29 protein-coding genes, 1 other RNA gene and 1 pseudogene are annotated in these 24,008 nt (G+C 68.6%); 16 read left to right on the top strand and 15 right to left on the bottom strand.

Annotated features, from left to right (window positions below; translation table 11 throughout):
• Positions 1–54 precede the first annotated feature (54 nt).
• A complete protein-coding gene (locus tag GGR88_RS05785) occupies positions 55–1,008 on the bottom strand; it encodes an RluA family pseudouridine synthase (protein WP_167953632.1) in 954 nt (317 codons plus the stop codon).
• A 5-nt stretch (positions 1,009–1,013) separates the two neighbouring features.
• Here GGR88_RS05785 and GGR88_RS05780 point away from each other — a divergent pair, with 5 nt between their 5' ends.
• The 10 genes from GGR88_RS05780 (at position 1,014) to rnpB (ending at position 9,638) form a co-directional block, all read left to right on the top strand.
• Positions 1,014–1,433 carry a M67 family metallopeptidase gene (locus GGR88_RS05780; RefSeq protein ID WP_342449727.1) on the top strand — a complete coding sequence of 140 codons (420 nt, stop codon included), beginning with the start codon at positions 1,014–1,016 and terminating at the stop codon, positions 1,431–1,433.
• An 88-nt stretch (positions 1,434–1,521) separates the two neighbouring features.
• A complete protein-coding gene (locus GGR88_RS05775; RefSeq protein WP_167953631.1) occupies positions 1,522–2,184 on the top strand; it encodes a histidine phosphotransferase family protein in 663 nt (220 codons plus the stop codon).
• A gap of 277 nt (positions 2,185–2,461) precedes the next feature.
• Entirely contained in the window at positions 2,462–4,795 is a 2,334-nt protein-coding gene (locus GGR88_RS05770; protein WP_167953630.1) for a chemotaxis protein CheW, read from the top strand.
• Positions 4,792–5,226, top strand: a complete 435-nt coding sequence (locus GGR88_RS05765) for a chemotaxis protein CheW (RefSeq protein ID WP_245196448.1) — start codon at positions 4,792–4,794, stop codon at positions 5,224–5,226. Before GGR88_RS05770 ends, GGR88_RS05765 begins: the two co-directional genes overlap by 4 nt.
• Before the next feature lie 62 nt (positions 5,227–5,288).
• Positions 5,289–5,654 carry a response regulator gene (locus GGR88_RS05760; protein ID WP_167953629.1) on the top strand — a complete coding sequence of 122 codons (366 nt, stop codon included), beginning with the start codon at positions 5,289–5,291 and terminating at the stop codon, positions 5,652–5,654.
• 4 nt (positions 5,655–5,658) lie between these two features.
• Positions 5,659–6,759 (top strand): chemotaxis-specific protein-glutamate methyltransferase CheB, encoded by a 1,101-nt coding sequence (cheB, locus tag GGR88_RS05755; RefSeq protein WP_167953628.1) that lies wholly within the window; start codon positions 5,659–5,661, stop codon positions 6,757–6,759.
• Positions 6,756–7,595, top strand: coding sequence for a CheR family methyltransferase (locus tag GGR88_RS05750; RefSeq protein WP_167953627.1), 840 nt, complete (start codon positions 6,756–6,758; stop codon positions 7,593–7,595). The genes cheB and GGR88_RS05750 overlap by 4 nt, the downstream gene beginning before the upstream one ends.
• A 43-nt stretch (positions 7,596–7,638) precedes the next feature.
• Positions 7,639–8,556 (top strand): DMT family transporter, encoded by a 918-nt coding sequence (locus GGR88_RS05745; RefSeq protein WP_167953626.1) that lies wholly within the window; start codon positions 7,639–7,641, stop codon positions 8,554–8,556.
• Entirely contained in the window at positions 8,553–9,236 is a 684-nt protein-coding gene (locus GGR88_RS05740; protein ID WP_167953625.1) for an N-acetylmuramoyl-L-alanine amidase, read from the top strand. Before GGR88_RS05745 ends, GGR88_RS05740 begins: the two co-directional genes overlap by 4 nt.
• A 10-nt stretch (positions 9,237–9,246) precedes the next feature.
• Positions 9,247–9,638: RNase P RNA component class A (gene rnpB, locus GGR88_RS05735), an RNA gene on the top strand.
• 119 nt (positions 9,639–9,757) lie between these two features.
• Here the strand turns inward: rnpB and GGR88_RS05730 are convergent.
• A pseudogene (locus GGR88_RS05730) lies at positions 9,758–10,999 on the bottom strand (Mur ligase family protein); the annotation flags it as partial.
• 95 nt (positions 11,000–11,094) lie between these two features.
• Between GGR88_RS05730 and GGR88_RS05725 the strand changes: the two are divergent.
• The 3 genes from GGR88_RS05725 to GGR88_RS05715 are packed head-to-tail and all read left to right on the top strand — an operon-like array spanning position 11,095 to position 12,757.
• Complete coding sequence (locus GGR88_RS05725; RefSeq protein WP_167953624.1) at positions 11,095–11,898, top strand: LD-carboxypeptidase; 804 nt, start codon at positions 11,095–11,097, stop codon at positions 11,896–11,898.
• Between the two features lie 23 nt (positions 11,899–11,921).
• Complete coding sequence (locus tag GGR88_RS05720; RefSeq protein WP_167953623.1) at positions 11,922–12,449, top strand: J domain-containing protein; 528 nt, start codon at positions 11,922–11,924, stop codon at positions 12,447–12,449.
• Entirely contained in the window at positions 12,446–12,757 is a 312-nt protein-coding gene (locus GGR88_RS05715) for a (2Fe-2S) ferredoxin domain-containing protein (RefSeq protein WP_167953622.1), read from the top strand. The genes GGR88_RS05720 and GGR88_RS05715 overlap by 4 nt, the downstream gene beginning before the upstream one ends.
• Here GGR88_RS05715 and GGR88_RS05710 read toward each other — a convergent pair.
• The 9 genes from GGR88_RS05710 to GGR88_RS05670 all read right to left on the bottom strand — a co-directional run bounded on the left by GGR88_RS05710 (position 12,748) and on the right by GGR88_RS05670 (position 15,979).
• On the bottom strand, positions 12,748–13,164 hold the full coding sequence (locus GGR88_RS05710; protein WP_245196447.1) for a SufE family protein: 417 nt from the start codon (positions 13,162–13,164) through the stop codon (positions 12,748–12,750). The two genes, GGR88_RS05715 and GGR88_RS05710, sit on opposite strands and share 10 nt — an antisense overlap.
• Before the next feature lie 14 nt (positions 13,165–13,178).
• The gene (locus GGR88_RS05705) at positions 13,179–13,415 is read right to left on the bottom strand and encodes a hypothetical protein (RefSeq protein WP_167953621.1); all 237 of its coding nucleotides are present in this window, start codon (positions 13,413–13,415) and stop codon (positions 13,179–13,181) included.
• Positions 13,416–13,428: 13 nt separating this feature from the next.
• Positions 13,429–13,671 carry a type II toxin-antitoxin system PemK/MazF family toxin gene (locus GGR88_RS05700; RefSeq protein ID WP_167953620.1) on the bottom strand — a complete coding sequence of 81 codons (243 nt, stop codon included), beginning with the start codon at positions 13,669–13,671 and terminating at the stop codon, positions 13,429–13,431.
• A gap of 13 nt (positions 13,672–13,684) precedes the next feature.
• Positions 13,685–13,951: a hypothetical protein gene (locus tag GGR88_RS05695; protein WP_167953619.1), complete on the bottom strand. Its 267-nt coding sequence runs from the start codon at positions 13,949–13,951 to the stop codon at positions 13,685–13,687.
• A gap of 12 nt (positions 13,952–13,963) precedes the next feature.
• Positions 13,964–14,278 carry a hypothetical protein gene (locus tag GGR88_RS05690; protein WP_245196446.1) on the bottom strand — a complete coding sequence of 105 codons (315 nt, stop codon included), beginning with the start codon at positions 14,276–14,278 and terminating at the stop codon, positions 13,964–13,966.
• A gap of 57 nt (positions 14,279–14,335) precedes the next feature.
• A complete protein-coding gene (gene pspC / locus GGR88_RS05685; RefSeq protein WP_167953617.1) occupies positions 14,336–14,725 on the bottom strand; it encodes an envelope stress response membrane protein PspC in 390 nt (129 codons plus the stop codon).
• 24 nt (positions 14,726–14,749) lie between these two features.
• On the bottom strand, positions 14,750–15,076 hold the full coding sequence (gene pspB, locus GGR88_RS05680) for an envelope stress response membrane protein PspB (protein WP_167953616.1): 327 nt from the start codon (positions 15,074–15,076) through the stop codon (positions 14,750–14,752).
• A 4-nt stretch (positions 15,077–15,080) separates the two neighbouring features.
• Positions 15,081–15,749: a phage shock protein PspA gene (pspA, locus tag GGR88_RS05675; protein WP_167953615.1), complete on the bottom strand. Its 669-nt coding sequence runs from the start codon at positions 15,747–15,749 to the stop codon at positions 15,081–15,083.
• Positions 15,750–15,814: 65 nt separating this feature from the next.
• The gene (locus tag GGR88_RS05670) at positions 15,815–15,979 is read right to left on the bottom strand and encodes a hypothetical protein (RefSeq protein ID WP_167953614.1); all 165 of its coding nucleotides are present in this window, start codon (positions 15,977–15,979) and stop codon (positions 15,815–15,817) included.
• A 153-nt stretch (positions 15,980–16,132) separates the two neighbouring features.
• On the opposite strand from GGR88_RS05670, the gene pspF reads away from it, so the two are divergent.
• Positions 16,133–17,176 carry a phage shock protein operon transcriptional activator gene (gene pspF, locus GGR88_RS05665; RefSeq protein ID WP_167953613.1) on the top strand — a complete coding sequence of 348 codons (1,044 nt, stop codon included), beginning with the start codon at positions 16,133–16,135 and terminating at the stop codon, positions 17,174–17,176.
• A 7-nt stretch (positions 17,177–17,183) separates the two neighbouring features.
• Here the strand turns inward: pspF and GGR88_RS05660 are convergent, their stop codons facing one another.
• The 4 genes from GGR88_RS05660 to GGR88_RS05645 form a co-directional block, all read right to left on the bottom strand.
• Positions 17,184–17,696 carry a PilZ domain-containing protein gene (locus tag GGR88_RS05660; RefSeq protein ID WP_209023194.1) on the bottom strand — a complete coding sequence of 171 codons (513 nt, stop codon included), beginning with the start codon at positions 17,694–17,696 and terminating at the stop codon, positions 17,184–17,186.
• 101 nt (positions 17,697–17,797) lie between these two features.
• Positions 17,798–18,313 (bottom strand): molybdenum cofactor biosynthesis protein B, encoded by a 516-nt coding sequence (gene moaB, locus GGR88_RS05655; protein ID WP_167953611.1) that lies wholly within the window; start codon positions 18,311–18,313, stop codon positions 17,798–17,800.
• Positions 18,303–20,105, bottom strand: a complete 1,803-nt coding sequence (locus tag GGR88_RS05650) for a lytic transglycosylase domain-containing protein (RefSeq protein WP_167953610.1) — start codon at positions 20,103–20,105, stop codon at positions 18,303–18,305. Before GGR88_RS05650 ends, moaB begins: the two co-directional genes overlap by 11 nt.
• The gene (locus GGR88_RS05645) at positions 20,102–20,818 is read right to left on the bottom strand and encodes a uracil-DNA glycosylase family protein (protein ID WP_167953609.1); all 717 of its coding nucleotides are present in this window, start codon (positions 20,816–20,818) and stop codon (positions 20,102–20,104) included. Before GGR88_RS05645 ends, GGR88_RS05650 begins: the two co-directional genes overlap by 4 nt.
• A gap of 113 nt (positions 20,819–20,931) precedes the next feature.
• Between GGR88_RS05645 and GGR88_RS05640 the strand changes: the two genes are divergently transcribed.
• Both GGR88_RS05640 and GGR88_RS05635 read left to right on the top strand, forming a co-directional pair.
• Positions 20,932–22,566, top strand: coding sequence for an electron transfer flavoprotein-ubiquinone oxidoreductase (locus GGR88_RS05640; RefSeq protein WP_167953608.1), 1,635 nt, complete (start codon positions 20,932–20,934; stop codon positions 22,564–22,566).
• Between the two features lie 16 nt (positions 22,567–22,582).
• Entirely contained in the window at positions 22,583–24,007 is a 1,425-nt protein-coding gene (locus tag GGR88_RS05635) for a tetratricopeptide repeat protein (RefSeq protein ID WP_167953607.1), read from the top strand.
• Position 24,008: the final 1 nt, after the last annotated feature.

The raw sequence follows: 24,008 nt of genomic DNA, 5'->3' as shown, positions 1-24,008 counted from the left end.
AAACTCCCTTGATAGAAGCCGAACCGCGCCGCGCGCCGTTCCAAGCCTGGAAAACTATACTCGAAGTGCTGTGAACAGTTCCTGCATGTCAGCCGGGATCACGCTCTCGAACGACAGATCGTGCCCGGTCGTCGGATGAACGAACCCAAGGCGCTGAGCGTGCAACGCCTGCCGCCGGAAGTCCAAACGCTTCAAAAGATCACTGTGATCGGATCGGGTGCGGCCATAGACCGGATCGCCGATCAGCGCATGACCGATCGACGCCATGTGCACCCGCACCTGGTGGGTTCGTCCCGTCTCCAGGCGGCACTCCACGATCGCGCCGCCCTTCAGCATGTCCGTGACCCGCCAGTGGGTGACGGCGCGCCGACCGTGCCCCTCGGCCACGATCGCCATCTTCTTGCGATCCCGTTCGCTCCTGCCGAGCGGCGCGTCCACGATGCCCATCGGCGCCCGCGGCATGCCGGACACGCCGGCGACATAGCGCCGGTCGATGCTGTGCGCGGCAAACTGCCGTGCCAGGCCTTCATGCGCCCGGTCGTTCTTCGCCACGACAAGCAGGCCGGATGTTTCCTTGTCGATGCGATGGACGATGCCGGGGCGGGCAACCCCGCCGATCCCCGAAAGCGCGCCGGCGCAGTGGTGGAGCAGCGCGTTGACCAGCGTTCCATCCGGGTTGCCGGCGGCAGGGTGCACCACCAGACCCGCCGGCTTGTTGACGACGATCAGGTCCTGATCCTCATGGACGATATCGAGCGCGATCGGCTGCGCCCCCGCTGCCGCCGGGGCAGGGGGCGGGACCTCGATGTGGTAGGAGGCGCCCGCAACCGCCTTGGCCGATCCATCGCGAACGACGCCGCTCGCGCCTGTCACCCGGCCGTCACCGATCAGCGCCTTGATCCGCTCTCGGGAAAAATCAGGAAGGATGGTGGCCAGCGCCTTGTCGAGCCGCTGCCCGGCGACATCATCCGTCAACACGGCTTGCAAGCTGGTGGCCCCCCGGTCCATCTCGAATGAAGATGGTCGCCGCGGTCTCCATTTCAAGCGGGCTGCTCGCTGCACTGGTCGCGGATTGCGCTGCAACGCCCGCGCTGGAGCGATGCGGGCTTCTGTTCGGCCGGGAGGGGATGATCGATCATGTCGCATCCGCGCCCAATGTCGCTGCGACGCCTGCGAACAGCTTTGAGATCGATCCCGCCATGCTCGTTGCCGCTCATCGCGCCGCCCGCGGGGGCGGTCCGCAGGTGATCGGCCACTATCATTCCCATCCGACCGGCCGCGCATGGCCCTCGACCCGCGACGCCCTCTCGGCAGGGGGCGACGGCCAGCTCTGGCTGATCGTCGCGGGGGAAGAGGCCAACCTGTTCCGTGCGACTGCCGGCGGACCTGTCGCAGGTGCGTTCGAAGCGTTGTTGCTCCGCGTCACGGCATGATCTTGACCGTCCGCTCTGTGCGCCCCGGCCTTGCCAGCGGTCCGGCGCCTCGTCAGAAGGGCGTCCCGAACAAGGACAGTCCCGCCACATGAACAGCCAAGTCTCGATCGATCCGGTCGAGTTCGCCAGCCTCCTGTGCTCCCGGCTTTGCCATGATCTGTTGAGCCCGGTTGGTGCCATCAACAACGGGCTCGAGCTGCTCGCCGACGAGCATGACCCGGACATGCGCGCCCGCTGCCTCGATTTGCTTAGCGAAAGCGCGCGCGCGTCTGCCAACAAGCTGAAGTTCTTCCGCCTGGCGTTCGGCGCCGCCGGCGGCTTTGGCGAGCGCATCGACACGCGTGAGGCGCGGACAGCTATCGAGGGACTGTTCGGGGAAGGGGGGCGGACCCGGATCGGCTGGCTGGTCGAAGAACCCACGCTCGGGCGGACCGCGATCAAGCTTCTCCTCAACCTGTCGCTCATCGCCGGGGATGCGCTGGTCCGCGGCGGGCAGCTCGACATCGGAGCGGAAGCAACGCCCGAAGGGACCGAGATCGTGGTCCGCGCCGAAGGTCCGCGGCTCCTGCTCGATCCGGAGCTGCGGGCGGCGCTCGAAGGGAACACGGATGCCGCCTCGCTCACGCCGCGCGCCGCAGCCGCCTGGCTCATCCACCGCATCGCGGTTGAAAGCGGCGGCTCCGTCATCGTGTCGCCGCCGGGCGAACCGGTGCTGATGTTCGGCGCGACCGTTCTGCACGAGCGGCGCTGACCCGGTTTCCACCGGAACGGACTGGTCTTCCCGCGACCTGACGACGCCATCGACTATCGATCCGGCGTCGGTAGGATCGGGTGGAATTGATGCGCTGGATCATGGCTTGGCTTGGTGTCGACCGGAGCATGGCGCGCCACCGATGCCCCTTTGAACGATCCGTCGGGCACCGCCTCTGCCCGAACTGCAGGCAGGATCAGCCGGCCTGATCGTCTCGTAAACGCGCTTTTAAGATGCTGGCGTCATCACCGCGGCAGGATCCTGCTGCGAGTGATCGATGGACGACCTGCTGAGCGAATTCATCGCGGAAACGCGTGAAACCCTTGAGGCGCTGACCGGCGAGGTGATCGCATGGGAGGCCGATCCGACCGATCGTGCGCGACTCGATTCGATCTTCCGCTTCGTTCACACGGTGAAGGGCAGCTGCGGCTTCCTTGATCTTCCGCGCTTCGAAAAGCTCAGCCACGCGGCAGAGGACGTGCTGGCCGAACTTCGCGAAGGTGTTCGCCAGCCGGACGTCCAGCTTGTCAGCGCCGTCCTCGCCGTCATCGATCGGATCGGGGAGCTCACGGAGGCGCTTGAGGCGGGCGAAACCGTCCCGGGCGATGACGAGCATCTGATCGCCGCGCTCCGGGCGGAAACTGTCGCCCGCACCCAGGTGGTGGCGGTGCCGCAGCAGGTCCATCAGGTGCGTGCGCCCGTCCGCTCGATTCGCATTCCGCTCGATCTTCTGGACCGGTTGATGAGCGGGGTGTCCGACACGGTCCTTGCTCGCAACGAGCTCGCCCGCCGGCTTCGCCACATTGACGAGCCCGGGATGGAGGCGGCTTTCGAGCGCCTGTCCACCTGCGTTGCGGAGATGCGCGACTCGATCACCCGCACCCGCATGCAGCGCATCGAAAAGCTGTTCAGCGCCTTGCCGCGCATGGTGCGCGACCTGTCGGCCGATCTCGGCAAGCAGGTCGACCTCGAGATCGACGGCAGCGATGTGGAGCTCGATCGCGAGATGATCGAGCTGATCCGGGATCCTTTGACCCACATCATCCGCAACGCGGTGGATCATGGGATCGAGCTGCCCGCCGCCCGTGCGGCCGCAGGCAAGCCTGCTGCCGGCCGGCTGCAGGTCACCGCCCGACAATCCGGCAACCAGATCGTCATCGAGATCGTCGATGACGGCCGCGGCATCGACGACAAGAAGCTGGTCGCGCGCGCGGTCGCCGCAGGCGTGATCCGGGCCGACACCGGAGACAGCATGTCGTCGGACGAGCGCGCCGCCCTCATCTTTTCCCCCGGGCTCAGCACCGCGGACGCGGTCAGCGCCATCTCGGGCCGCGGTGTCGGTATGGACGTGGTCCGCGCGAACATCGAACGGATCGGCGGCGTTATCGATCTGGAAAACAGGCCGGGGCAGGGGCTTAAGCTGCTGATCCGGGTGCCGCTTACGCTCACCATCATCGCGGCGCTGACGGTCACCGCAGGGGATCAGGGTTTCGCCATCCCGCGCTCGGCGATCGAGGAAATCTGCCATGACGGCGGCGGTGCGATCCGCATTGATCATCTCGGCGGCTCGAGCGTCGCCACCATCCGCGGACGGACACTGCCGCTCGTGAACCTCGAAACTGTGCTGGGCCTGCCCGGCGACATCGCACAACGTGGTCGGACCCTCGTGGTCCTTCGCGCAGGCTTCGGTTGCACCTATGCGCTCGGCGTCGGCGCCGTGCACGATCATGAGGAGCTGGTCATCAAGCCGGCCTCGCCCGCGATCATGTCGGCCGGCGTCTATGCGGGCAAGTCGCTCCCCGACAGCGGCGTGCCGATGCTGTTGCTGGATGTCGCGGGCATCGCCGATGTCGCCGGGATCGCGGAAGACGATCTCGCAAGCGTCTCGGCGGCGCCGGCTCCAGTCGAGGTGGAGCGCCAGGATCTCGTCTCGACGCTTCTGTTCCGGGACGCGGGCGGCCACCGCCGCGCCATCCGGCTGGCGCTTGTCGAACGCATCGAGGATCTTGCGAGCGCGCAGGTTTCGCATTCCGGCGGGTGCATGCGGATCGCTGTCGACGGCCGCATCCTCCCGCTGCTCGGTCTGGATCGGACGCCCGAAACCGCCGACATCAAGATCATCCGCCTGAACGACGGCGCGGTGGAGCTCGCCTACGCGATCGACGATGTGATCGACATCATCGCGGCGCCGGTCCGTCCCGATGCGCCCAGCCGCGATGAACGCTTCGCCGGCGTCCTGCTGGTTGACGGTGTACAGGTCGAACTGCTCGATCCGCTCTACCTGTTTTCGCGCGCGAACGAGGATCGATCGGTGTCCGCGGACGGTCCGCTCTGCCTGATCGCGGACGCGGACGACCCGTGGATGCGGGAGATCCTGCACCCGCTCGTGCAGGCGGCCGGCTACCGCGTGGCCTTCGCCGATGATGCGGCGGGTGCCGCGGCGGACGTGCTGATCGTCGGCGACAGCTCGGCACCGGTCGAGGGCGCCGCGGGCGCATCCGTCCTGCGGCTGCTGCCGGATCGTCCGCTGAAGGGCGACGACGGCGTCTACCGCTACGATCGTCTGGCCGTGCTGGATGCCTTGGAACGGACCGCGAGGAGGGCGGCATGATGGATCGCCTTTACCTCATCGCCACCATCGCGGGTCAGCCTGTCGCGATCCGCGCGTCCGCCATCGACAGCGTGGTGGATATCGGGGAGGTCACCCCCGTGCCGCGCGCGCCGGCCCACGTCGCGGGCCTTGCTGCGCTGCGCAGCCGTGTGCTCACCATCATCTGCTGCGATCGGGCGCTCGGCCTCCCTGCACCCGCGCGTCGCTCCACCCGCGGCGTCGTGGTGGCCATCGACGGCCACCATTATGGCCTGCTCGTCTCCGCCATCGACGATGCATGCGTCATCGAAGACGATGTCCGCCCCGTCCGCACCCGCCTCGATGCCGGCTGGGACAAGGTCGCGGTCGGCATGATCGACTTTGGTGAGGAGACCTTGCTGCTGATCGACCCGTCCCGGCTCATCGCCGGGCCGGACGCGCTCGCGGCTTGAGACGGCATTTACTTTTCCACGTTAGCGTCTGCCCCATAAGAACAGGGTCCGGAACCGAACACATGAAAACCTGCCTCGTCGTTGATGACTCCAAGGTGATCCGCAAGGTCGCCCGCCACATTCTGGAAACCCTGAACTTCCAGGTCTCGGAAGCCGGCGACGGTGCCGAGGCGCTTCAGCATTGCCAGCAGACGTCGCCCGACGTCGTTCTTCTCGACTGGAACATGCCGGTGATGAGCGGCATGGAATTCCTGCGCGCCCTTGGCGACGCCGCCGTCGCACCGCGCCCCAAGGTCGTGTTCTGCACGACCGAAAACGGCATCGCGCACATCAAGGCGGCGATCGAGGCGGGCGCCGACGAATATGTCATGAAGCCGTTCGATCGTGACACCCTCGCCAGCAAGCTCCAGATCGTCGGCGTCTGCTGATCTGATGGCGGCGTCCACGCAGTCACGGCCGGCCGCGGATCGCGGCACGGGCAGCGCGGATCGCCCAATCCGCCTGCTCGTGGTCGACGACTCGGCCGTGGCGCGTGCCATCCTGACGCGCACCATCTCCCTCCATCCCCAGTTCGAGGTGGTCGCTGCCGTGGCGGGCGTCGACCCCGCTCTTGCCTTTCTCGCCACCAACCAGGTCGACACCATCCTTCTCGACATCGAGATGCCCGGGGTCGACGGGCTTACGGCGCTGCCGCAGATCCTGGAGGCAAGCGCGGGCGCCCATGTCCTCATCGTCGCGTCCTCTGCGGCGGACGGGGCGGCCGCAACCATGCGCGCGCTGACACTCGGTGCGACGGACACGCTGGCGAAGCCAGGCGTCGGCGCATCCGCCTCGCGCTTTGCCGAGACGCTTGTCGATCGCCTGCTCAAGATCGGCCACGCTGCCGGACCGCGTCATGCGGCCGCGCCGTCGCCTTCGACCCAACCGCCTCCGGCCCTGCGTCCGCTCGGCACGGCGCCGGTCGCCTGCCTCGCCATCGGTGCCTCCACGGGCGGCCTGCGCGCGCTCTCCGACCTGTTCCGTGCGCTCCCGGCAAGCTTCCGCGCGCCCATCCTCATCACGCAGCACCTGCCCGCCGTGTTCATGCCCTTCTTCGCCGCGCAGATCGAGGAGATCGCCGGCCGGCCCACCAGGGTCGCCGCGGAGGGTGAGGCGCTGAAGCCCGGCACCATCCTCGTGGCGCCTGGCGAGGGGCATCTGTGCGTTCGCCGTGCCGGGAGCGAGGTCCGCGTCGTCATCGAGCGGCAGCGCGTTTCCAGCGGCTGCCTGCCCTCCGTCGATCCGATGTTGCGCACGGTGGGCGAAACCTTCGAATCAGGAGCCGTTGGCGTGGTGTTGACCGGAATGGGCCGCGACGGCAGCGAGGCCGCGCCCGGCTTCGTCGCGCAGGGCGGCGACCTCATCGTCCAGGACCGGGAAAGCTCCGTGGTCTGGGGCATGCCCGGGTCGATCGCCGGGGCCGGTCATGCCGCCGCCGTGCTTCGTCCCCGGCAGATTGCCGAGCTGCTCGGCCGACGCGGAAGCGCGGCATGAGCCTGGACGAACCGGGCGCCCGCTACCTCGCGGGTCTGCTGGAGCGCGCAACGGGGCAGCAGCTGGCCGAGAACCGCAGCTGGCGGATCGACGCGGCGCTGGGGCCGATCATCCGGGATCGCGGGCTGGACGGGGTCACCGGCCTGGTCGCGCGACTGGTGGAAGGACACGATCCCGCGCTCCAGGCCGAGGTGATCGACCAGCTGCTCAATCACGAAACCTTCTTTTTCCGCGACGCGCCGGTCTTCCGCCAGGTCGATGTCGCCGCCCTCCATGCGCTGCACGGCGCGCGCGCCGGCTCCCGCCGCCTGCGGATCTGGAGCGCGGGGTGCTCCACGGGGCAGGAGGTCTACTCGCTCGCGATGATCTTTGCGGAAGCGGAGGGGCGCTGGGCCGGCTGGACCATCGATCTCATCGGCACGGACGTGTCGCCCAGTTGCATCCGCCGGGCGGAGCAGGGCGTCTATTCGTCGTTCGAGATCCAGCGCGGGCTTCCCGTCACCCAGATGATCCGTTGGTTCGATCCGGACCGCGACGATTGGCGGGTGAAGCGGGAGATCGGACGCCGCGCCCGCTTTTCAGTCCACAACATCCTCGATCCGGCACCGTCGGGTCCGTTCGACCTGGTGTTCTGCCGCAACGTCCTCCTGTACCTGACCCCGGAACGCCGGCGGCAGGCGTTCCAGCGGATCGCCGCCGCGCTCGCGCCAGACGGCTTTCTGGTCCTCGGCGCGGGTGAGACGGTGACCGGCCACACCGACGCCTTCGCCGCCGATCCCGACGCCCGCGGCTTGTTCCGCCCAGCGGCAGGCGCTGCAAGGATGCGCGCGGCCTGAACGTGGCTTGCTCCGCACCGGCGGAGCGGCCAAGGACGGCACGATGAACGTTCGGGCGTCCTCCGGGCTCGGCCCGCGCGACTTCGCCATCGCGGCTGCCATGTGCGTGCTGTGGGGCTTCAACATCATCGCCGTGAAGCTGGCGGTGGAAGCGCTTTCACCCTTCACGGCGGCCTTCCTTCGCCAGGTCATCGTGCTTCTCGTCTGCTGGCACGGGCTGCGCATCGTGCCCGGCCGCATGGGACCGCTGGTCCTCCTTGGCATCCTGTCGGGCGGCCTGTTCTACGTCGCGATCAACCTGTCGCTCGCCGTCGCGAACAACGTCTCCGCGCTCGCGATCGCCGGGCAGCTCGGCGTGCCCTTCTCGATGATCCTGGCCGTGATCTTCCTCAGGGAACGGATCCATTATATCCGCATCGGCGGCATCCTGCTGGCGATGGCGGGTGTCGGGCTGCTCGTGTTCGATCCGGCGGCCGGGCGAGAGCTTCCCGGCATCGGTCTCACCGCGATCGGCAGCTTCATCTGGGCAATCTGCTCCCTGCTGCAGCGGCGTCTGGTGGGCGTTCCCGTGCTCACCATCTATGCCTGGATCGGGCTGATGGGATCGGTCGTCCTGCTGCCGATCGCGCTCCTGTTCGAATCCGCGGCGCTCGCCGGCCTCGGCGACGTTCCGCTGTCCAGCCTCGGCTGGGTCGCGTTCTCCGCGATCGGCTCGACCGTGCTCGGGCAGGGCGCCATGTCCTGGCTGCTTCAGCGCCATCCGGTCAGCAGCGTGGTGCCGCTCACCCTTGGCGCGCCGATCGTCTCCGTGGTCGCCGCAAGCCTGTTCTTCGGAACCCCGCTGACACCGTTGATGATCCTCGGCGGCGTCATTGCCTTGACGGGTGTCGCGGTGGTGACCATCCGGTCGGCCAGGCTCAGCGAAGCACGCGAGCGATTGTGGAAGGGCGCGACACGATGATCGACAGTCCGTCGCCCAACCATGATCAGCGCACCGCGCCGATCAGCCTGATCGTCCTCCACTATACCGGCATGGAAAGCGCACAGGCGGCGCTCGACCGGCTCCGCGATCCGGAGGCGAAGGTCTCAGCGCATTACCTCGTCGATGAGGATGGCACCATTCACCGCCTGGTGCCGGAGGATCGCCGCGCCTGGCACGCGGGTGTCTCCCATTGGCGCGGCATCACCGACGTCAACGGCTGCTCGGTTGGGATTGAGATCGTCAATCCCGGCCACGAACATGGCTACCGCGACTTTCCGGAAGTGCAGATCAACGCGGTCGTGCGCCTCGTCTCGACCATCAAGGACCGGTACGAAATCACGCGCGGCAACGTCGTCGGCCATTCGGATATCGCCCCTGCGCGCAAGCGCGACCCGGGCGAGCTGTTTCCGTGGCACCGGCTTGCGCGCCTGCGCCTCGCCTTGCCCAGACCGACCCGGAACCTCGTCGATCCGGGCTGGTCGCAGGCCGGCTTCTGCCTCGCCCTCGAACGCTTCGGCTACGACGTTACCGACAGCTTTGCGGCCATCTGCGCCTTCCAACGTCGTTTCCGGCCGGAGCTGATCGATGGAGAGGTCGACGGTGAGTGTCGCGCCATCCTCCTCGCGCTGCTCTTGCCACGCCCGCAGGGCGACGACTAAGGCGGGCCGGCCAGAGGGTCGGGCGGCCGCCGGCACGTTCGCGTGCGGGAGGAAAGTCCGGGCTCCACGGAAACGACGGTGCCGGGTAACGCCCGGCGGGGCAGGGGGCGACCGCTGCCTCAGGGACAGTGCAACAGAGAGAAGACTGCGACGGCTTCGGCCACGCGAGCGTGAAAGGGTGCGGCAAGAGCGCACCGCGCCGGCGGCAACGTCGGTGGCACGGTAAACCCCACCGGGAGCAAGACCGAATAGGGGCGGCATGGGTCTTCAAGGGCCCGGGGCATGTTCCGGCCCGCCGCCCGGGTTGGTTGCTTGAGGCGACGCGCGAGCGTCGTCCTAGAGGAATGGTCGCCCAGTCCCTTCGGGGGCGGACAGAACCCGGCTTACAGACCCTCTGGCACGGGCTTGACGCGGCTCAGCATGTCCACAAGTTCAGCCGCAAACGTCGACAGGCTGTCGTCTCGCGCGCCCATCACCACGATGCGATCGCCGGGCGCGGCCAGTTCCACCAGCCGCCGCGCACAGGCGTCGCGCTCTGCGATATGCTCCGCGCTTCCGCCCTCCGCGCTGATCCTCGCCACCAGATCGTCGCTGCCGACCGACCGATCGGTGGTTCCACCGAAATAGGCCGGATCGCTGACGAGCAGGCGGTCGTCACGCCCCATCGCGGATGCGAAGGACGCAGCAAGCTCCCGGCCCATCTGCTTCAGCGGGCCATAGCCATGGGGCTGGAAGAACAGCAGCAGCCGTCCCGGAAAGGCGTGCAGCGCCGACAGCGTCGCCGCCACCTTGTCCGGATTGTGCCCGAAATCGTCCATCACTGTTACGCCGCCGGCCGTTCCCACCACCTCCAGCCGCCGCTTCAATCCGGTGAACCCGCCAAGCGCGTCGGCGGCCTCGGACAGCGCGATCCCCAATCCTCGCGCTGCCGCGATGGCGGCCAAAGCGTTCGATGCATTGTGCCGACCGATCAGCTGCAAGGCGACCGGGCAGGTCTCGCCCGTCGTGCGGTCCGTCACGGCAAAGCGCACCCCCGCCGGTGTCTCGATCAGGTCGTGGCCGACGATTGCGGCGCCCTCCTGCTCGATGCCGAAGCCGATCAGCCGGTGGTGGGCCGCCTCCCGTGCCACGATCGCCGCCTCCGCGTCGTCGAGATTGATGACGGCCACCGCGGCGCGCCCGACGAACTGGGCGAACAAATGGTGCAGCTCGTCCATCGGCTTGTGGTCGAGCGAAATGTTGTTCAGCACGGCGACGGTCGGCTCGTAGAGTGCAATCGACCCGTCGCTTTCGTCGACCTCGCTGACGAAGGGGCCTCCCGGCGGCCCGACCAGCGCGCTCGCGAAAGGCGCGTCCGCGCTCGCGAAATTGGTCATGACCGCGCCGTTCATGATGGTCGGGTGCCGCCCGGTCGCGTGCAGGATCCATCCGATCATGCCCGTCACGGTCGACTTGCCGCTGGTACCGCCAACCGCCACCCGCGCGGAGGCCGCGTTGAACAGCTCGGCCAGCAGCCCGGCGCGGCTGATCCGCCGGCAACCGAGCTGCCGGGCGGCCGCCACATCGGGAACGCTGTCCTCGATCGCGGCCGACGCGACCAGCACCATGTCCGGAGACGTCACGCCGCTTCCGTCCTGCGGGAACAGGCGAACGCCCTGCGCCGTCAGATGATCGAATTTGGCCGGTGTCCGCCCGGCGTCGAGCGACCGGTCGGACCCGGCGACGGCAGCGCCCGATGCCTTGACGATGGCGGCAAGCGGCATCATGCCGCTCCCGCCGATGCCGCAGAAGAAATAGGATCGTGGGGCGCTCATCGCCCGCGGCTATCGGGCTTTGGGCGCAAGGGAGCAAGCCGGCGATGAGGATCGGGATCGTGGCGCCCGCGCGGGGGATCGATCCCGCCTCCGCCGATCGCGTGCGGCAGCAGGCCAGTGACCGGGCGGAGCTCCTGTTCCATCCTCAATGCTTTCTGTCGGACGGGCATTTTGCCGGTCCGGACGCTGCGCGCGCCGACGCGCTGGTCGCGGTGGCCAACGATCCCGCGATCGATGCCATCTGGTTCGCACGCGGCGGCTACGGCTCGATCAGGCTGATGCCGGCCGTGCTTCCCCGGCTTGGTCCGGCGGCCGTCGCCAAGCGCTGGCTGGGGTACAGCGACACGGGCACGCTGCTCGCCGCCCTTCACCGCGCCGGTGCCCGTGTTGCTCATGGTCCCATGGTTGCCGACATCCGCCGGGTCGGAGGCAATGCCGCGATCGACCGCGCGCTCGACTTTCTGGTCGACGACGCGGCGTCCGCGTGCGAGCCGACGCTGGGCGGTCCCGCCTTCGCCTTCAACCTCACGATCCTCGGGCATCTCGTCGGGACGCCCTACCTCCCCGACATGTGGGGAGCAGAGCTCCTGATCGAGGAGATTGCAGAGCCGATCTACCGCATCGACCGGATCTTCGGGCAACTCCATGCCGCCGGCGTGCTTGCGGGCCTGCGGGGCCTGCGGCTCGGCCGGATCAGCGACATACCGCCCAACGATCCCGATTTCGGTGCGGACGAGCAGGCGGTGACCCGCCACTGGTGCGCGGCTGCGGGTATCCCCTATCTCGGCCGGGCCGACATCGGCCATGATGCCGACAACAAGGTGGTGCCGTTCGGCTTGCTCCGCTGAACGATCTTCCTATCTCGGACCCGATGGCGCGACCGACACGATCGAACGACTGGGGCTTTCCACGCTGGCGCGCCTACGGGTCCGAACGGCAGGCAAAGCCTGTGCGCATGTGCGACCGCCACGGCTGCGACCAGCCCGGCGATCGTCCCGCGCCAAAGTCGCCCAACAGCCCCGAACGCTGGATGTTCTGCGAGGCGCATGCGGCCGAGTACAACCGCAACTGGAATTATTTCGAGGGGCTGACGGCGGAGGAAGCCGCCGCGCGCGAGGCGGACGAACGTCGCGACGGCTCGGCATTCGGGCAGGCCCGTCATTATCAGTGGGGCGGGGCGGGCGACGGCACCCGCAGCCGCGACGAGATGCGCGCGCTTGAGGTCCTGGAGTTGGAGGTCGACGCCGGCTTCGATGATGTGAAGGCGGCGTGGCGCCGGCTTGCCAAGGCCAATCATCCGGACGTGAAGCCGGGCGACGGGGCGGCGGCCCAGCGCTTCCGCGCGGTCCAGACCGCCTATGAGGTGCTGCGTCAGGCGGAGGATCGCCGCGCCGCATGACAAAGCGGGTGCGGTCGAACTGGCAGGGCGCGATCCTCGTCTGCCGCAAATGCTCGAAGAAGCTGGATGGCGGCTTCGGGCCGGACCGCGACGAACGGCTCGCCAAGCGCCTCAGGGCGCGGGTCGGCAAGGGCCGCAAGGCGCGCCTGGGCGTGGTCGAGGTCGACTGCCTGAAGATCTGCCCGAAGCGAGCGGTAGCCGTGGTGGACAGCCGCACCCCCGGCCGGTGGCATGTCGTGCAGGCGGGCGGCGATACCGATGCGCTGCTGAACGGCCTGGATGCCGCAGCGTCGACGCCTCAGGCGTAACGCGCCGCCGTTTCGCGGATCAGCGCGATCATGTTCGGAATGCCCTGGGTCCGGTTGCTGCTCAGCTGACGGGACAGATCGAACGGCGCCAGTTCTCCGGCGATATCGGTGGCAAGGATGTCCTTGGCAGACCGCCCGTCCACCGCGCGCAGCACCAGGGCGATGATCCCCTTGGTGATGGCGGCGTTGCTGTCGGCCAGGAACCGCAACCGGCCGTCGTCGCCGGGCAGGGGATAGACCCATACGGACGCTGAACAGCCGCGCACCAGCGTGGCATCGGTCTTCAGCGCCTCCGGCATCGGCTCCAGTTCCCGGCCCAGGTCGATCAGCAGGCGGTACCGGTCATCGGGCTCCAGCAACTGGTAGTCGTCGAGGATATCGGGGAGCGTCTGATGCATCGCCGCCATTTAGGGCGCCGGCGTCAGAGGTCCACCCCGGCCGCGATCGCCTCCAGCCGCCGCACCCGCTCGCGCAGGTCGGCGATCTCGATGCGCTCGCCGACGCTGCCGTGCCGATCGGGCGCGGGCCGCGCCGCCGCAAGTTCGTCGCGCTTCAGCGCCAGCCACTGCCGCCATCCCGCCAGCGTGGCGAGCGCGACCACGATCACGCCCAGCACGCCCGACGCCGCCACCAGCAATTGCATCGTCAGCTCGGTCATCGCTCCACCTTCCTCAGGCAAGATCGCGGTCGCGAAGCCGCTCGATCTCATGATCCAGCCGCCGCGTGTCATCGGTCGCCAGCCGTTCCAGAACGGCGACCCGCTCCTTCAGGGCGCGGAACTCCGCATCCTCGATCCGCGGCATGTCGCCCGGCGCGGCACCGCGACGGTGCGCCTTCTGCCCGGATCGCACCGTGCTGCTGATCGCGATTGCGATGATCATCACGATCGCGACCAGCGTCTCTCCGAAACCCATGGCGCTTCCCCCTTCAGTTCAGCGGCGGCGTGTCGCGCAGCCGCTCGATCTCGTCGGCCAGGGGCAGGCCCTTGTCCGTCACGATGCGCTCCAGCACGCGGACGCGCTGTTCCAGCCGCTCGGTCTGCGCCGCATATTGCGCGGCCTTTTCCGCGGCCATGTTCGACTGGAGCTCGAGCTGGCGTTCCTTGTGGGCCAGCCACGGCTTGAACACGGCGCCGGCCACGATCGCCACGATGGGGATCATCAGCGCCAGGATCGGGATCATCACGGGGCTCATCGGTGCTTCTCCTTAGTTGGCGCGGCCACGCAGCATCTCGATCTCCTGATCAAGCCTGTGCGATCCGTCGGTGACGATGCGCTCGACATTGGCGAGCCGGTCCTTGATCGAGCCAAGCTCGGCGCGCAGCTGGGCGTTCTCCTGCGTGATCAGCTTCACGCGCTCGGCCGTTTCCTCGTCCTTCTTCGGGTACACGGCCTGCCCCCAGGCGCCATCCAGCGGATAGCCGTTCTTCACGCGCATCCAGGTGGTGAACACCCATCCAACGATGGCGGCCAGGCCGACGATCGCCGCGACGGGGGCGAAGGCTCCGAATGGAAAGTCCATGATCATCTCCCTGTCTTGGCCGGCGGGGCGCGCAGGGCCCCGTCCGGCCGGTCTGCCTCAGCGAAGGCTGTCGATCTCGTCGGCAAGCCGGGTGTTGCGGCTCGTGACATGGGCTTCCATGTCCGCCAGCCGCCGGTCGAGCTCGCGGAAGCGGGAGCTGACCTCGCGGGTGGACCGCTGCGGCGATTGCCGCACGCCCTGCCAGAAACGCCGGTCCTCGTCCGACTGGTAGAGCCCGATGGGCTTGTTGTCGGCGATCCAGGCGGTCAGCACATAGGCGACCAGTCCCCAGGGAAGCCCGCCGCCGAACGAGAGCAGCGTCAGCACCACGGTCGCGACCCGCACCAGCGTCACGTCGACGCCGGTATAATCTGCGATGCCGGCGCACACGCCCTTCCACTTGGCGTTCTGCTTATCGAGGTAATATTTGGTTCGGCGCGGATTCATCTCAACTCTCCCCTGTTGATGTGGTCAGCCCTGGCGGCGCCAGTCGATTGGTTCGCGGCGCTCTCCACGGTCGAAATTCTGTCCGATGAAGCGGTCTTCGTCGTCGCGGGCGCTCAGGCGCGGCGCGCTCGGCTTCCAGTCCGGGTTCTCGGCGGCGAAGATGCGCTCGATCGTGTTCATCCGGTCGTCCAGCCGGCGCGCCATCTCGTGCAGGTCGTCGAGCAGCTGCTCGTCTTCGCGTGTGATGCCGCCGCCCATCTTCTTCCAGGACGAGACATAATGGAGGATCAGCCACGGCACGCCGATGAACAGGAAGCCGCAGACGAAGATCGGGACCAGGATGTCTTCCATGGCCTCAGTCCTCCTTGCCCAGGCGCGCCTTCAGCGCGGCCAGCTCGGCATCGACCGCTTCGGCGGAACGGAGCTCGGAAATCTCCTCCTCCAGGCTCTTGGGTGCCGCACCAAAGGCGGCCGCCTCGGCGCGCCCTTCGGCCAGGTCGGCCCGGCGCTCCAGCGTCTCGAACTTGGAAAAGGCCTCGTCGATGCGCGGACCGGCATAGATCGACCGCATCTTGAAGCGGTTCTCCGCCGTCTCCAGCCGCTGGTTGATCGCGGCCTGGCGGGTCCGCGCCTCGCGCAGCTTCGACTGCAGCTTGGCGATGTCGCCTTCCGACCCGCGCAGCACGTCCTCATACTGCGCGACCTCGGCTTCCAGCCGGCCGATCATGTCGGTCGCCTTCTGCTTCTCGATCAGCGCCGCCTTGGCCAGGTCCTCGCGCCCCTTCGACAGGGCGAGCTCGGCCTTCTCCTGCCAGTTGGACTGCATGTCGCGCAGCTTGTCGATGTGGCGCCGCATCTCCTTCTGGTCGGCGATGGTGCGGGCGGCGGATGCGCGCACCTCCACCAGCGTTTCCTCCATCTCCAGGATGATCATGCGGATCATCTTCGCCGGATCGTCCGCGCGATCCAGCAGGTCGGTGACATTGGCGGCGATGATGTCCCGGGTGCGGGAAAAGATGCCCATGGATGCGAACTCCTGAAACAAGGACTGAAGCGGGTGAGGCGTCACCCTAGCGCGGCTCAGCTCGTTCATGCGAGCATCGCCGAAGCGGTCGGAACCGCCAGCTGCGTGGCCGGCGCGGCCGACGTCGACCCGCCCGTAATCGCCGGTCCGACGGCGCTCAGCACGCAGGTGGCGCTGAACACGATCGTGCAGAGAAGGGCGGGAAGGGTCTTGCTGGTCGTGCTGGTCATCGGTCATCTCCCTGGATCGGCTGTTGCAACATGCTTTGCAGAAACCGTGCCAAATCGGAAAACCCAAGACTTTCAGCGTCCTTAATGGCGCGACGCGCACTCCGGCATGACGGTTATTGCCAAGGCTTGGGATTGTACGCCAAAATGCGGGTCATGGACCGCGAGAACCAGTCGATCGGGCAATCCACCGCCTTTCTCGACACGATCGAGCGGGTCAGCCGCGCGGCCGCGCTGAACCGCCCGGTTCTGGTCATCGGTGAGCGTGGCACGGGCAAGGAGCTCGTCGCCGAACGCCTCCACCGGCTTAGTGCGCGCTGGTCAGGCCCGCTTGTCGTCATGAATTGCGCGGCGCTGCCCGAAACGCTCATCGAGGCGGAGCTGTTCGGTCACGAGGCCGGCGCCTTTACCGGCGCATCGCGCGCTCGCCCGGGCCGGTTCGAGGAAGCCGACGGCGGTACGCTGTTCCTTGATGAGCTCGGCACGCTGTCGTCCGGTGCACAGGAAAGGCTGCTGCGCGCGATCGAATATGGTGAGGTCACGCGCATCGGCTCCAACCGGCAGATCCGTGTGGACGTGCGCATCGTCGCCGCCACCAACGAAAATCTGCCCCAGATGGTTGATCGCGGTCGCTTTCGCGCCGACCTGCTGGACCGCCTGTCGTTCGAGGTGTTGACGCTTCCGCCACTTCGTGCGCGCGATGGTGACGTTCCCGTGCTCGCCGACTATTTCGGCCGACGCATGGCGTCGGAGCTCGGCTGGCCGCACTGGCCCGGCTTTTCGGCCGACGCGGCCGAGGCGCTGCGCCATTATTCCTGGCCCGGCAATGTCCGGGAGCTCCGCAACGTCGTCGAACGCGCGGTCTACCGCTGGGACGATCCGGAGACGGCGATCGGGGACATCGACTTCGATCCCTTCGCCTCACCCTGGCAGCCGGTCGGGGAGGGCGCGCGTCCCAAGGTCGAGGCAAGGGCGCCTGAGGCCGACCTGCCGGTGACCATCGTCATGCCACCGGCCGAACCCTGCACGGACTTTCGCGCCGCCACGGCTGCCTATGAGCGGCAGCTGCTCGAAAACGCGCTGCGCGACTGTCGTTACAATCAGCGCATGACGGCAAAGGCGCTGGCGCTCACCTATGATCAGCTGCGCCACGCGCTGCGCCGGCACGAACTGCTGCAGGTCGAACAGAAGGCCGAATAACGGGCCTTCAGCGGTCTCCGCCGCCGATCGCGCTGCCGACCGACGCGAACGGCTTGGCGAGCACCTCGTACACCTCCGTCGCGGCGATTGCGGACACGGCAAGTCCCGCCAGCACCATCAGCCCGAATTGCAGCGCAGACGACAGCTTCCGGCTTTTCTCGACCCGGTCGGCGATCACCGCTTCGGCCAGCAGGCGCGACTGGGTCCGGCGCTCGGCCGGTGTCTGCTGCGCCTGCGGGCGCTTGGCGAGCCGCGGCTCGTTGACGATCGAATCGATGTCCAGCCGATCCTGCGTGCGGACGCCGAAGAAGCGGTCCTTGCGCCACACGACGCGGCCGATGATGACATGGGTGCCGCGCCGGATGTCGACATAGCTGCCGGCGGCCGGCGCATCATCGCCGCCGACCAGCATGCCGAACGATGACATGTTGTGGATGCATACATCCACCCAGTCCGCCCCCAGCCGCATCCGCGACGGGATCAGCACCTTGCGCCTGGCCTCGCGCGGCCGAAGATTCATCTGCAATGCCGCTAGCACTGTTGCCAAACGCCTTGTTCGGGGACCCTGAATCAAGGCTTTGCGACACGACCGGCGAAGAACAGGTTAACTTCCGGTCCGGATCAGCGCTCCGTGAGGCGTGGCAGCAACGTGGCGAAGTTGCAGGGGCGATGCCGGCTGTCGAGCTGGTCGGCGAGGATCCCGTCCCATGCGTCGCCCACTGCCCCGGGCGATCCCGGCAGGGCGAACAGCAGCGTCGATGCCGCGGTTCCGGCGCAGGCGCGCGACTGGATCGTCGAAGTCCCGATCTTGGCATAGCTCTGCCAGCGGAACAGCTCGCCGAACCCGGGGATCTCCTTCTCCCACACGCGGGCGAAGGCCTCCGGCGTCACGTCGCGCCCGGTGATGCCGGTGCCGCCGGTGGAAATCACGCAATCAATGCCGGCATCGGCGATCCAGCCGCTCAGCCGGCTGACGATCGCCTCCACGTCGTCCACCACGATATCGCGCGCGGCGATCCGGTGCCCCGCGGCCTCGATCCGCCCGGCGAGCAGGTCGCCCGAACGATCGTCGGCGCGGCTCCGCGTGTCGGAAACCGTCAGAACGGCGATGTTCAGCGGCAGGAACTCAGTCGGCACTGGCCATCCGCGCCGGTCCGCCCTGGTTCAGCCTGACCGACTGCGCGCCCGGCGATCCCGGGAAGCGCGGCCAGGCCCCCTCGGCGATCGCCTTCAGGCTGCCCGATGCCTCGCCCGCCTGCCGCTGGTACATCCAGTAATTTCGCAGCACGATCGGCACATAGCCGCGGGTTTCCCAATAGGGCAGGCTCTCGATGTAGAGCAGGGGATCGCCGCGATCGAAGTTGCGCGTGTTCCACGTCTCCACCGGCGCGGGGCCGGCATTGTAGGCCGCGATCACCTTGGGCAGCAGCCCGCCGGTCGCGCGCATGTCGCGCAGCCGCTCGATATAGCTCTGGCCATATTCCATGTTGGTGGCGGGCACGAACAGCTGCGCCGGCGCGATCGTCCGTCCGCGCGCGCGGGCGATGTCGCCGGCGGTGCCCGGCCGCACCTGCAACAGTCCCTGTGCGCCCGCCGGGCTCGTCACGTCCGTGCGGAAGCGCGATTCCTGCAGGGCATGGGCATAGACCAGCGACCGGTCGACCCGCCATCCGCCCTCCGGCGTCCAGGCCGGCGCGGGATAGCGGGCGGCAAGGGCGGGACGCGCACCCTGCGGACCGTTGTGCGCCAGCCACAGCTGCGTCTCCGCCAGATCCAGCTGCCGGGCGAGCCGCAACAAGGAGGCATGCTCCGCGCTGGCCCCGATCCGCGCCTGGTGCTGCAGCACCGCACCCGCGCGCCGATCCTGGCCGATCTCGACGAGCGCGATGGCGATGCGCGAATTGATGCAGCTCTCCAGCCGCGCCCGGTCGGCCTGGCCGAATTCCAGCGCGCGGTCCACCGCCAGCTGCGTCATGCCGAGCGCCTGCGCGGCGATCAGGCCGTAGAAGGTCTCCGGGCTCTGCGCCGCAACGCGCAGGCGCGGTTCCACCTGCTGCGGGCGGCCGCCCGCCATGTCGGCCCGCGCCGCCCAGTAATGGCCGGCTGCGCGCATCTCGGCATCCTCGCCGGCGCGCGATACGGCGGTGAAGGCGTTCGCCGCCGCCGTCCAATCGTTCTGCCGCCACGCCGCCAGGCCGAGCACCCAGTCGGCCTGCACCGCCCACTCGCCACGGCCGATGCCGCTCACCGCGCCGCTTGCCACCCGCCGGGCGTTCAGGTCGTCGCCGGTGATGTAGTAGGACCAGGCGACCCGCTGGCGCGCCTCCGTCATCGCCTCGGGCGTGACGGTCCCGGTCGCGGCGGTGACCAGCGCCTCCGCGTCGGCCGGCCGGTTGTCGACGATCAGGGGGTTGATGGCCGTCATCAACGCGGTGCCGGCCGCGTCCAGCCGCTGCGGGGTCGCACGCGCGCGGATCGGCGCGCTGCCCAGCCAGGTGAGCCTGTGCTCGCCGGGCAGCGCCGGCATGGCGGTGCCGCCCCGGCTCGCCGCCAGCCGCGCCAGCTGCTGCGCCTGCGGCAACTGCGGCGCGCCGCTCAGCACCTCCATCAGCTGCGGCAGCTCGACCCGCGGCGACCCGGCCGCCGTGTAGAGCTCCGCTTTCGCCGCCAGCGTCAGCAGGCCGCCCGGCGCACCGTCGAGCAGCGCCTGCGCCTCTGCCCAGCGCTGTTCGTCGATGGCGCGATAGGCGGCGCTGTAACGCTCGCGCTCGGCCGGGGTCAGCAATGCCGGCAGCCGGTCGGCCGCGCGGGCGATCACCCGGGCCGGAACGCTGCTCGCGGCGGTGGCGGCGGCTGCGGTGCCCTCGTCCGCATGCAGGGCCGTCGGTGCAGTGGCGGCAGCCGCGGCCATCAGCCAGATGCGCTTCATGCTTCCAATCCCCTCTTCAGCGCCAGCAGGTCGCGCCATGCGCCCGGCTTGGCCGCCGGTGTCTTCATCAGCATGCGCGGATGATAGGTGACGATCGCTTCGCATTGTCCCGAACCGACGTTAACCGGAACCTCCGATCCGCGCGCCTGGCTGAGTTCCGTCGTGAGAAGCGCACGGCTCGTCGCCTGACCCATCAGCAGCAGCCGTTTCGGCGCCACCAAGGCCACATGGTGGCGTGCCAGCGCGGCGAGCCGCTCCGCCGCTGCCGGCGGGATCGCGCCGCCGGGCGGACGCGCCCATGCGATGGCGGCCAGACAGATGGTCTCCCGACTGTGACCGATCGCCGCCAGCATCCTGTCGAACAGCCGCCCGACATCGCCCGCCATCAACTGCTCGCCGTCGTCCGGCTCCGGCATGTCCACCAGCACCATCAAGGCGGCAGGCTCGCTGCCGCCTCGGATACGCGGCGATCCCCAGCCTGCGTCGGGCAGGTCGTCACCGCGGAGCCGCCACTCAACAAAGTCTTGCAAGGTGTCAGGCAGGCCGGCCAGCGATGCCGCCGGAGCCGCTGTCGCTGCAGGTGCGGACGGCGGCGCCTTGCGCGCCAGCCAGTCACGCGGCACCTCGGACACCGGCGCGCCGACGCCCGCTTCGTCCCACCAGCCGAGCAAGCTCAGCGCCGCGTCCGTGTCGATCCGTCCCCCCGCGTCCATGCGATCCTTAGAGTCCATGCTTGACGGACCGGTCAATCCGGGGGCACGCCGATCGTGACAAGTGGTTGCGCGCACGGGCCGATCCGTGCCGCCGGAGAGGAGCGTTCATCGCCATGAGCGATCGGGAATCAATGCCCTATGATGTCGTGATCGTGGGGGCCGGCCCGGCAGGGCTGTCGGCCGCGATCCGGCTCAAACAGCTCGGCGATGTCTCCGTGTGCGTTCTGGAAAAGGGGTCGGAGGTCGGTGCCCACATCCTGTCGGGCGCGGTGATCGACCCGATCGGACTTGATGAGCTGCTGCCCGACTGGCGCGACAGCTGCCCGCTCGCCCGCACGCCGGTGACGGAGAACCACCACTGGGTGCTCACCCAGGCCGGCAAGTCGGAGTTTCCGCACGCGCTGATGCCGCCCTTCATGAACAACAAGGGCACCTATACGGGGAGCCTTGCCAACACCTGCCGCTGGCTCGCCGAACAGGCAGAAGCGCTGGGTGTCGAGATCTTCCCCGGCTTCGCCGCGGCGGAGATCCTGTTCAACGACGATGGCTCGGTTAAGGGCGTCGCGACCGGCGACATGGGCGTCGCGCGCGATGGAACGCACAAGCCGGATTATCAGCCCGGGCTTGAGCTCCACGCGAAATACACCTTCTTTGCGGAAGGCGTGCGCGGCCACCTGACCAAGGAGCTGAAGCGCCTGTTCGATCTCGAACGGGATTGCCAGCCGCAGGTCTACGGCCTCGGCATGAAGGAGCTGTGGGACATCGATCCCGCCAAGCATGTCCCCGGCAAGGTCGTCCACACGCAGGGCTGGCCGCTTGACGATGCCTGGGGCGGCGGCTTCATCTACCATCAGGCCGACAACCAGGTCGCGCTCGGCTTCGTGGTCGCGCTGTCGTACAAGAACCCGCATCTGTCGCCGTTTGGCGAGTTCCAGCGCTGGAAGCACCATCCGGAAATCGCCGCGCTTCTGGAGGGCGGCACCCGCGTCTCCTATGGCGCGCGCGCGATCAATGAGGGCGGATGGCAGTCGGTGCCAAAGCTCGTCTTCCCGGGCGGCGCGCTGATCGGCTGCTCCGCCGGCTTCGTGAACGTGCCGCGCATCAAGGGCACCCACACCGCCATCAAGTCGGGCATGCTCGCCGCCGAAGCCGCGTTCGAGGCGATCGGCGCCGACCGGCAGGCGGATGAGCTCAGCGCCTATCCTGCCGCCTTGAACAAGAGCTGGATCGCCACCGAGCTCAAGAAGGTCCGCAATGTGGAGCCGTTCGTGGCGAAGTTCGGCGACACCGCCGGCACGCTGTTTGCGGGCGCCGACATGTGGATGCGCCAGCTGAAGATCGGGCTGCCCTTCACGCTGAAGCACAAGCCCGACCACACGAAATTGTGGCGCGCCGATCAGCAGCCGAAGATCGACTATCCGAAGCCCGACGGGAAGCTCAGCTTCGACAAGCTGTCGTCCGTGTTCCTGTCCAACACCAATCATGAGGAGGATCAGCCGATCCACCTCACGCTCAAGGATCCGGATGTGCCCATCCGGCACAATCTTCCGCTCTATGACGAGCCGGCGCAGCGTTACTGCCCGGCCGGCGTGTACGAGGTGGTGGGCCAGGAGACCGGCGATCCGAAGTTCGTGATCAACGCGCAGAACTGCGTCCACTGCAAGACCTGCGACATCAAGGACCCAACCCAGAACATCAACTGGGTGGTGCCCGAGGGCGGCGGAGGTCCCAATTACCCGAACATGTAAGCGGGTGGTCGGCCGAATGGCCGGCGCCAGGATGCTGGCGGTGGCCGCTGTGCTGGCGTCGGCATCGCCCGCTCATGCCGGCACCACCACCGCCGATCCCTTGTCGGATTATGTCCGCACCCGCCTTGCGGCGGCGGGCGGGGACAGCGCGCGTGCGGTCAGCGGCTATTCGGAGGCGCTGGCGCTCCGCCCGGACGATGTCGGCCTCGCGCTCCGCGCCTATGACGAAGCGCTGCTGTCCGGCGACTGGAACCTCACCCTGCGCGCCGCCCGGCGGCTCCAGGCGCTTGCCGCTGCCCCGGCCGAGATACCCGTCCTGTTCATGACGGACGCGCTTGATCGCGGCGACCCGGCGACGGCCGCGACCCGCATCGCCGATCTGTCGGCCGGCGCGCTCGATTTCCTTGCGCCCTCGCTCCGCGCCTGGCTGGCGGTCTGGACTGGGGAGGTGCCGGCTCTCGATGCCGCGCCCGCTGGCGCAGCGCTCGCGAAGAGCTACCTTGATGGGGAGGCAAGCGCGCTGACGACTGCCGCGGCCCGGCGTCGTGGCCGCGTCGAGGCCGCGGACGCTGGGATCGCGCGGCTGCTCGTGCGCTTCGCCCGCGACGCCCGTTCGCTCGATGCGCCCATCGACCTCCCGGTGCTGCGCGCCGCGATGCGGCTCGATCCAGAGTCGGCCGATGCCGCGGTTCTCCTCGCCGTCCGCCTGGACGAGGCGGGTCGCACCGATGCTGCCGTGGCGGGTCTGGCGGACCTGGACGCGGACCGGGCGCGCGCCAATGAAATGGCGACCGCGCTGCTGCTCCGCGCCAATCGTCCGGACGACGCCCTTGGTGTCGCCACCCGCGCGGCCGAGCGTCGCGGCGCCGGGTGGGAGGAGCGGCTGCGTCTCGCCGAGGTCCAGGCGAGCACCGACCGCGCCAGTGACGCCGCCGCCGGGTTCGGCAGGCTCCTGACCGACCGGCGTGTCGATCCTGCCGAGCGCTACCGTCTCCTGCTCGGCCGCGGCAGCGCGCTGGCTGAGGCCGGTGACTGGGCGTCGGCTGAGCCGGTGCTGCGCGCCGCCGCTGCCGCCGCGCCTGACGATCCATCCGTTCTCAACAATGTCGGCTATGCACTTCTGGAAAATGGAAAAGTCGCCGATGGTGCCATGCTGATCGAGCGGGCAGCAACTCTGGCGCCCGACGATCCTGCGATCATCGACTCGCTCGGCTGGGCGCGCCATCGGGCCGGCGACTCGGCCGGTGCGCTCGTCCACCTTGAGCGCGCGGCCGCGCTCAGCCCGGCTGATACCGACGTGAACGAGCATCTCGGCGACGTGCTGTGGGCCCTCGGCCGCCGGCGGGAGGCACGCTTCGCCTGGGCCGCGGCAGCGGTGGAGGCCGATGCCACCGCTGCCGCCCGCATCTCGGCAAAGATCGCCGCGGGCCCGACCGGCTGAT

The organism is Sphingomonas jejuensis (genome assembly GCF_011927695.1).
Lineage (GTDB): Bacteria > Pseudomonadota > Alphaproteobacteria > Sphingomonadales > Sphingomonadaceae > Sphingomonas_K > Sphingomonas_K jejuensis.
This window is presented reverse-complemented; position numbering and strand designations above follow the sequence as displayed.

Coding starts and splice junctions, on each gene's coding strand:
- GGR88_RS05720 (WP_167953623.1), top strand. CDS start 11,922: ATGGCGCGACCGACACGATCGAACGACTGGGGCTTTCCACGCTGGCGC.
- GGR88_RS05670 (WP_167953614.1), bottom strand. CDS start 15,979: ATGACCAGCACGACCAGCAAGACCCTTCCCGCCCTTCTCTGCACGATC.
- pspB (WP_167953616.1), bottom strand. CDS start 15,076: ATGGAAGACATCCTGGTCCCGATCTTCGTCTGCGGCTTCCTGTTCATC.
- GGR88_RS05760 (WP_167953629.1), top strand. CDS start 5,289: ATGAAAACCTGCCTCGTCGTTGATGACTCCAAGGTGATCCGCAAGGTC.
- pspC (WP_167953617.1), bottom strand. CDS start 14,725: ATGAATCCGCGCCGAACCAAATATTACCTCGATAAGCAGAACGCCAAG.
- GGR88_RS05770 (WP_167953630.1), top strand. CDS start 2,462: ATGGACGACCTGCTGAGCGAATTCATCGCGGAAACGCGTGAAACCCTT.
- GGR88_RS05785 (WP_167953632.1), bottom strand. CDS start 1,008: ATGGACCGGGGGGCCACCAGCTTGCAAGCCGTGTTGACGGATGATGTC.
- GGR88_RS05780 (WP_342449727.1), top strand. CDS start 1,014: ATGAAGATGGTCGCCGCGGTCTCCATTTCAAGCGGGCTGCTCGCTGCA.
- GGR88_RS05765 (WP_245196448.1), top strand. CDS start 4,792: ATGATGGATCGCCTTTACCTCATCGCCACCATCGCGGGTCAGCCTGTC.
- GGR88_RS05750 (WP_167953627.1), top strand. CDS start 6,756: ATGAGCCTGGACGAACCGGGCGCCCGCTACCTCGCGGGTCTGCTGGAG.
- GGR88_RS05650 (WP_167953610.1), bottom strand. CDS start 20,105: ATGAAGCGCATCTGGCTGATGGCCGCGGCTGCCGCCACTGCACCGACG.
- GGR88_RS05740 (WP_167953625.1), top strand. CDS start 8,553: ATGATCGACAGTCCGTCGCCCAACCATGATCAGCGCACCGCGCCGATC.
- pspF (WP_167953613.1), top strand. CDS start 16,133: ATGGACCGCGAGAACCAGTCGATCGGGCAATCCACCGCCTTTCTCGAC.
- pspA (WP_167953615.1), bottom strand. CDS start 15,749: ATGGGCATCTTTTCCCGCACCCGGGACATCATCGCCGCCAATGTCACC.
- GGR88_RS05700 (WP_167953620.1), bottom strand. CDS start 13,671: ATGGGTTTCGGAGAGACGCTGGTCGCGATCGTGATGATCATCGCAATC.
- cheB (WP_167953628.1), top strand. CDS start 5,659: ATGGCGGCGTCCACGCAGTCACGGCCGGCCGCGGATCGCGGCACGGGC.
- GGR88_RS05635 (WP_167953607.1), top strand. CDS start 22,583: ATGGCCGGCGCCAGGATGCTGGCGGTGGCCGCTGTGCTGGCGTCGGCA.
- GGR88_RS05745 (WP_167953626.1), top strand. CDS start 7,639: ATGAACGTTCGGGCGTCCTCCGGGCTCGGCCCGCGCGACTTCGCCATC.
- GGR88_RS05775 (WP_167953631.1), top strand. CDS start 1,522: ATGAACAGCCAAGTCTCGATCGATCCGGTCGAGTTCGCCAGCCTCCTG.
- GGR88_RS05705 (WP_167953621.1), bottom strand. CDS start 13,415: ATGACCGAGCTGACGATGCAATTGCTGGTGGCGGCGTCGGGCGTGCTG.
- GGR88_RS05725 (WP_167953624.1), top strand. CDS start 11,095: ATGAGGATCGGGATCGTGGCGCCCGCGCGGGGGATCGATCCCGCCTCC.
- GGR88_RS05690 (WP_245196446.1), bottom strand. CDS start 14,278: ATGGACTTTCCATTCGGAGCCTTCGCCCCCGTCGCGGCGATCGTCGGC.
- GGR88_RS05640 (WP_167953608.1), top strand. CDS start 20,932: ATGAGCGATCGGGAATCAATGCCCTATGATGTCGTGATCGTGGGGGCC.
- GGR88_RS05710 (WP_245196447.1), bottom strand. CDS start 13,164: ATGGCGGCGATGCATCAGACGCTCCCCGATATCCTCGACGACTACCAG.
- GGR88_RS05645 (WP_167953609.1), bottom strand. CDS start 20,818: ATGGACGCGGGGGGACGGATCGACACGGACGCGGCGCTGAGCTTGCTC.
- GGR88_RS05695 (WP_167953619.1), bottom strand. CDS start 13,951: ATGAGCCCCGTGATGATCCCGATCCTGGCGCTGATGATCCCCATCGTG.
- GGR88_RS05660 (WP_209023194.1), bottom strand. CDS start 17,696: ATGAATCTTCGGCCGCGCGAGGCCAGGCGCAAGGTGCTGATCCCGTCG.
- GGR88_RS05715 (WP_167953622.1), top strand. CDS start 12,446: ATGACAAAGCGGGTGCGGTCGAACTGGCAGGGCGCGATCCTCGTCTGC.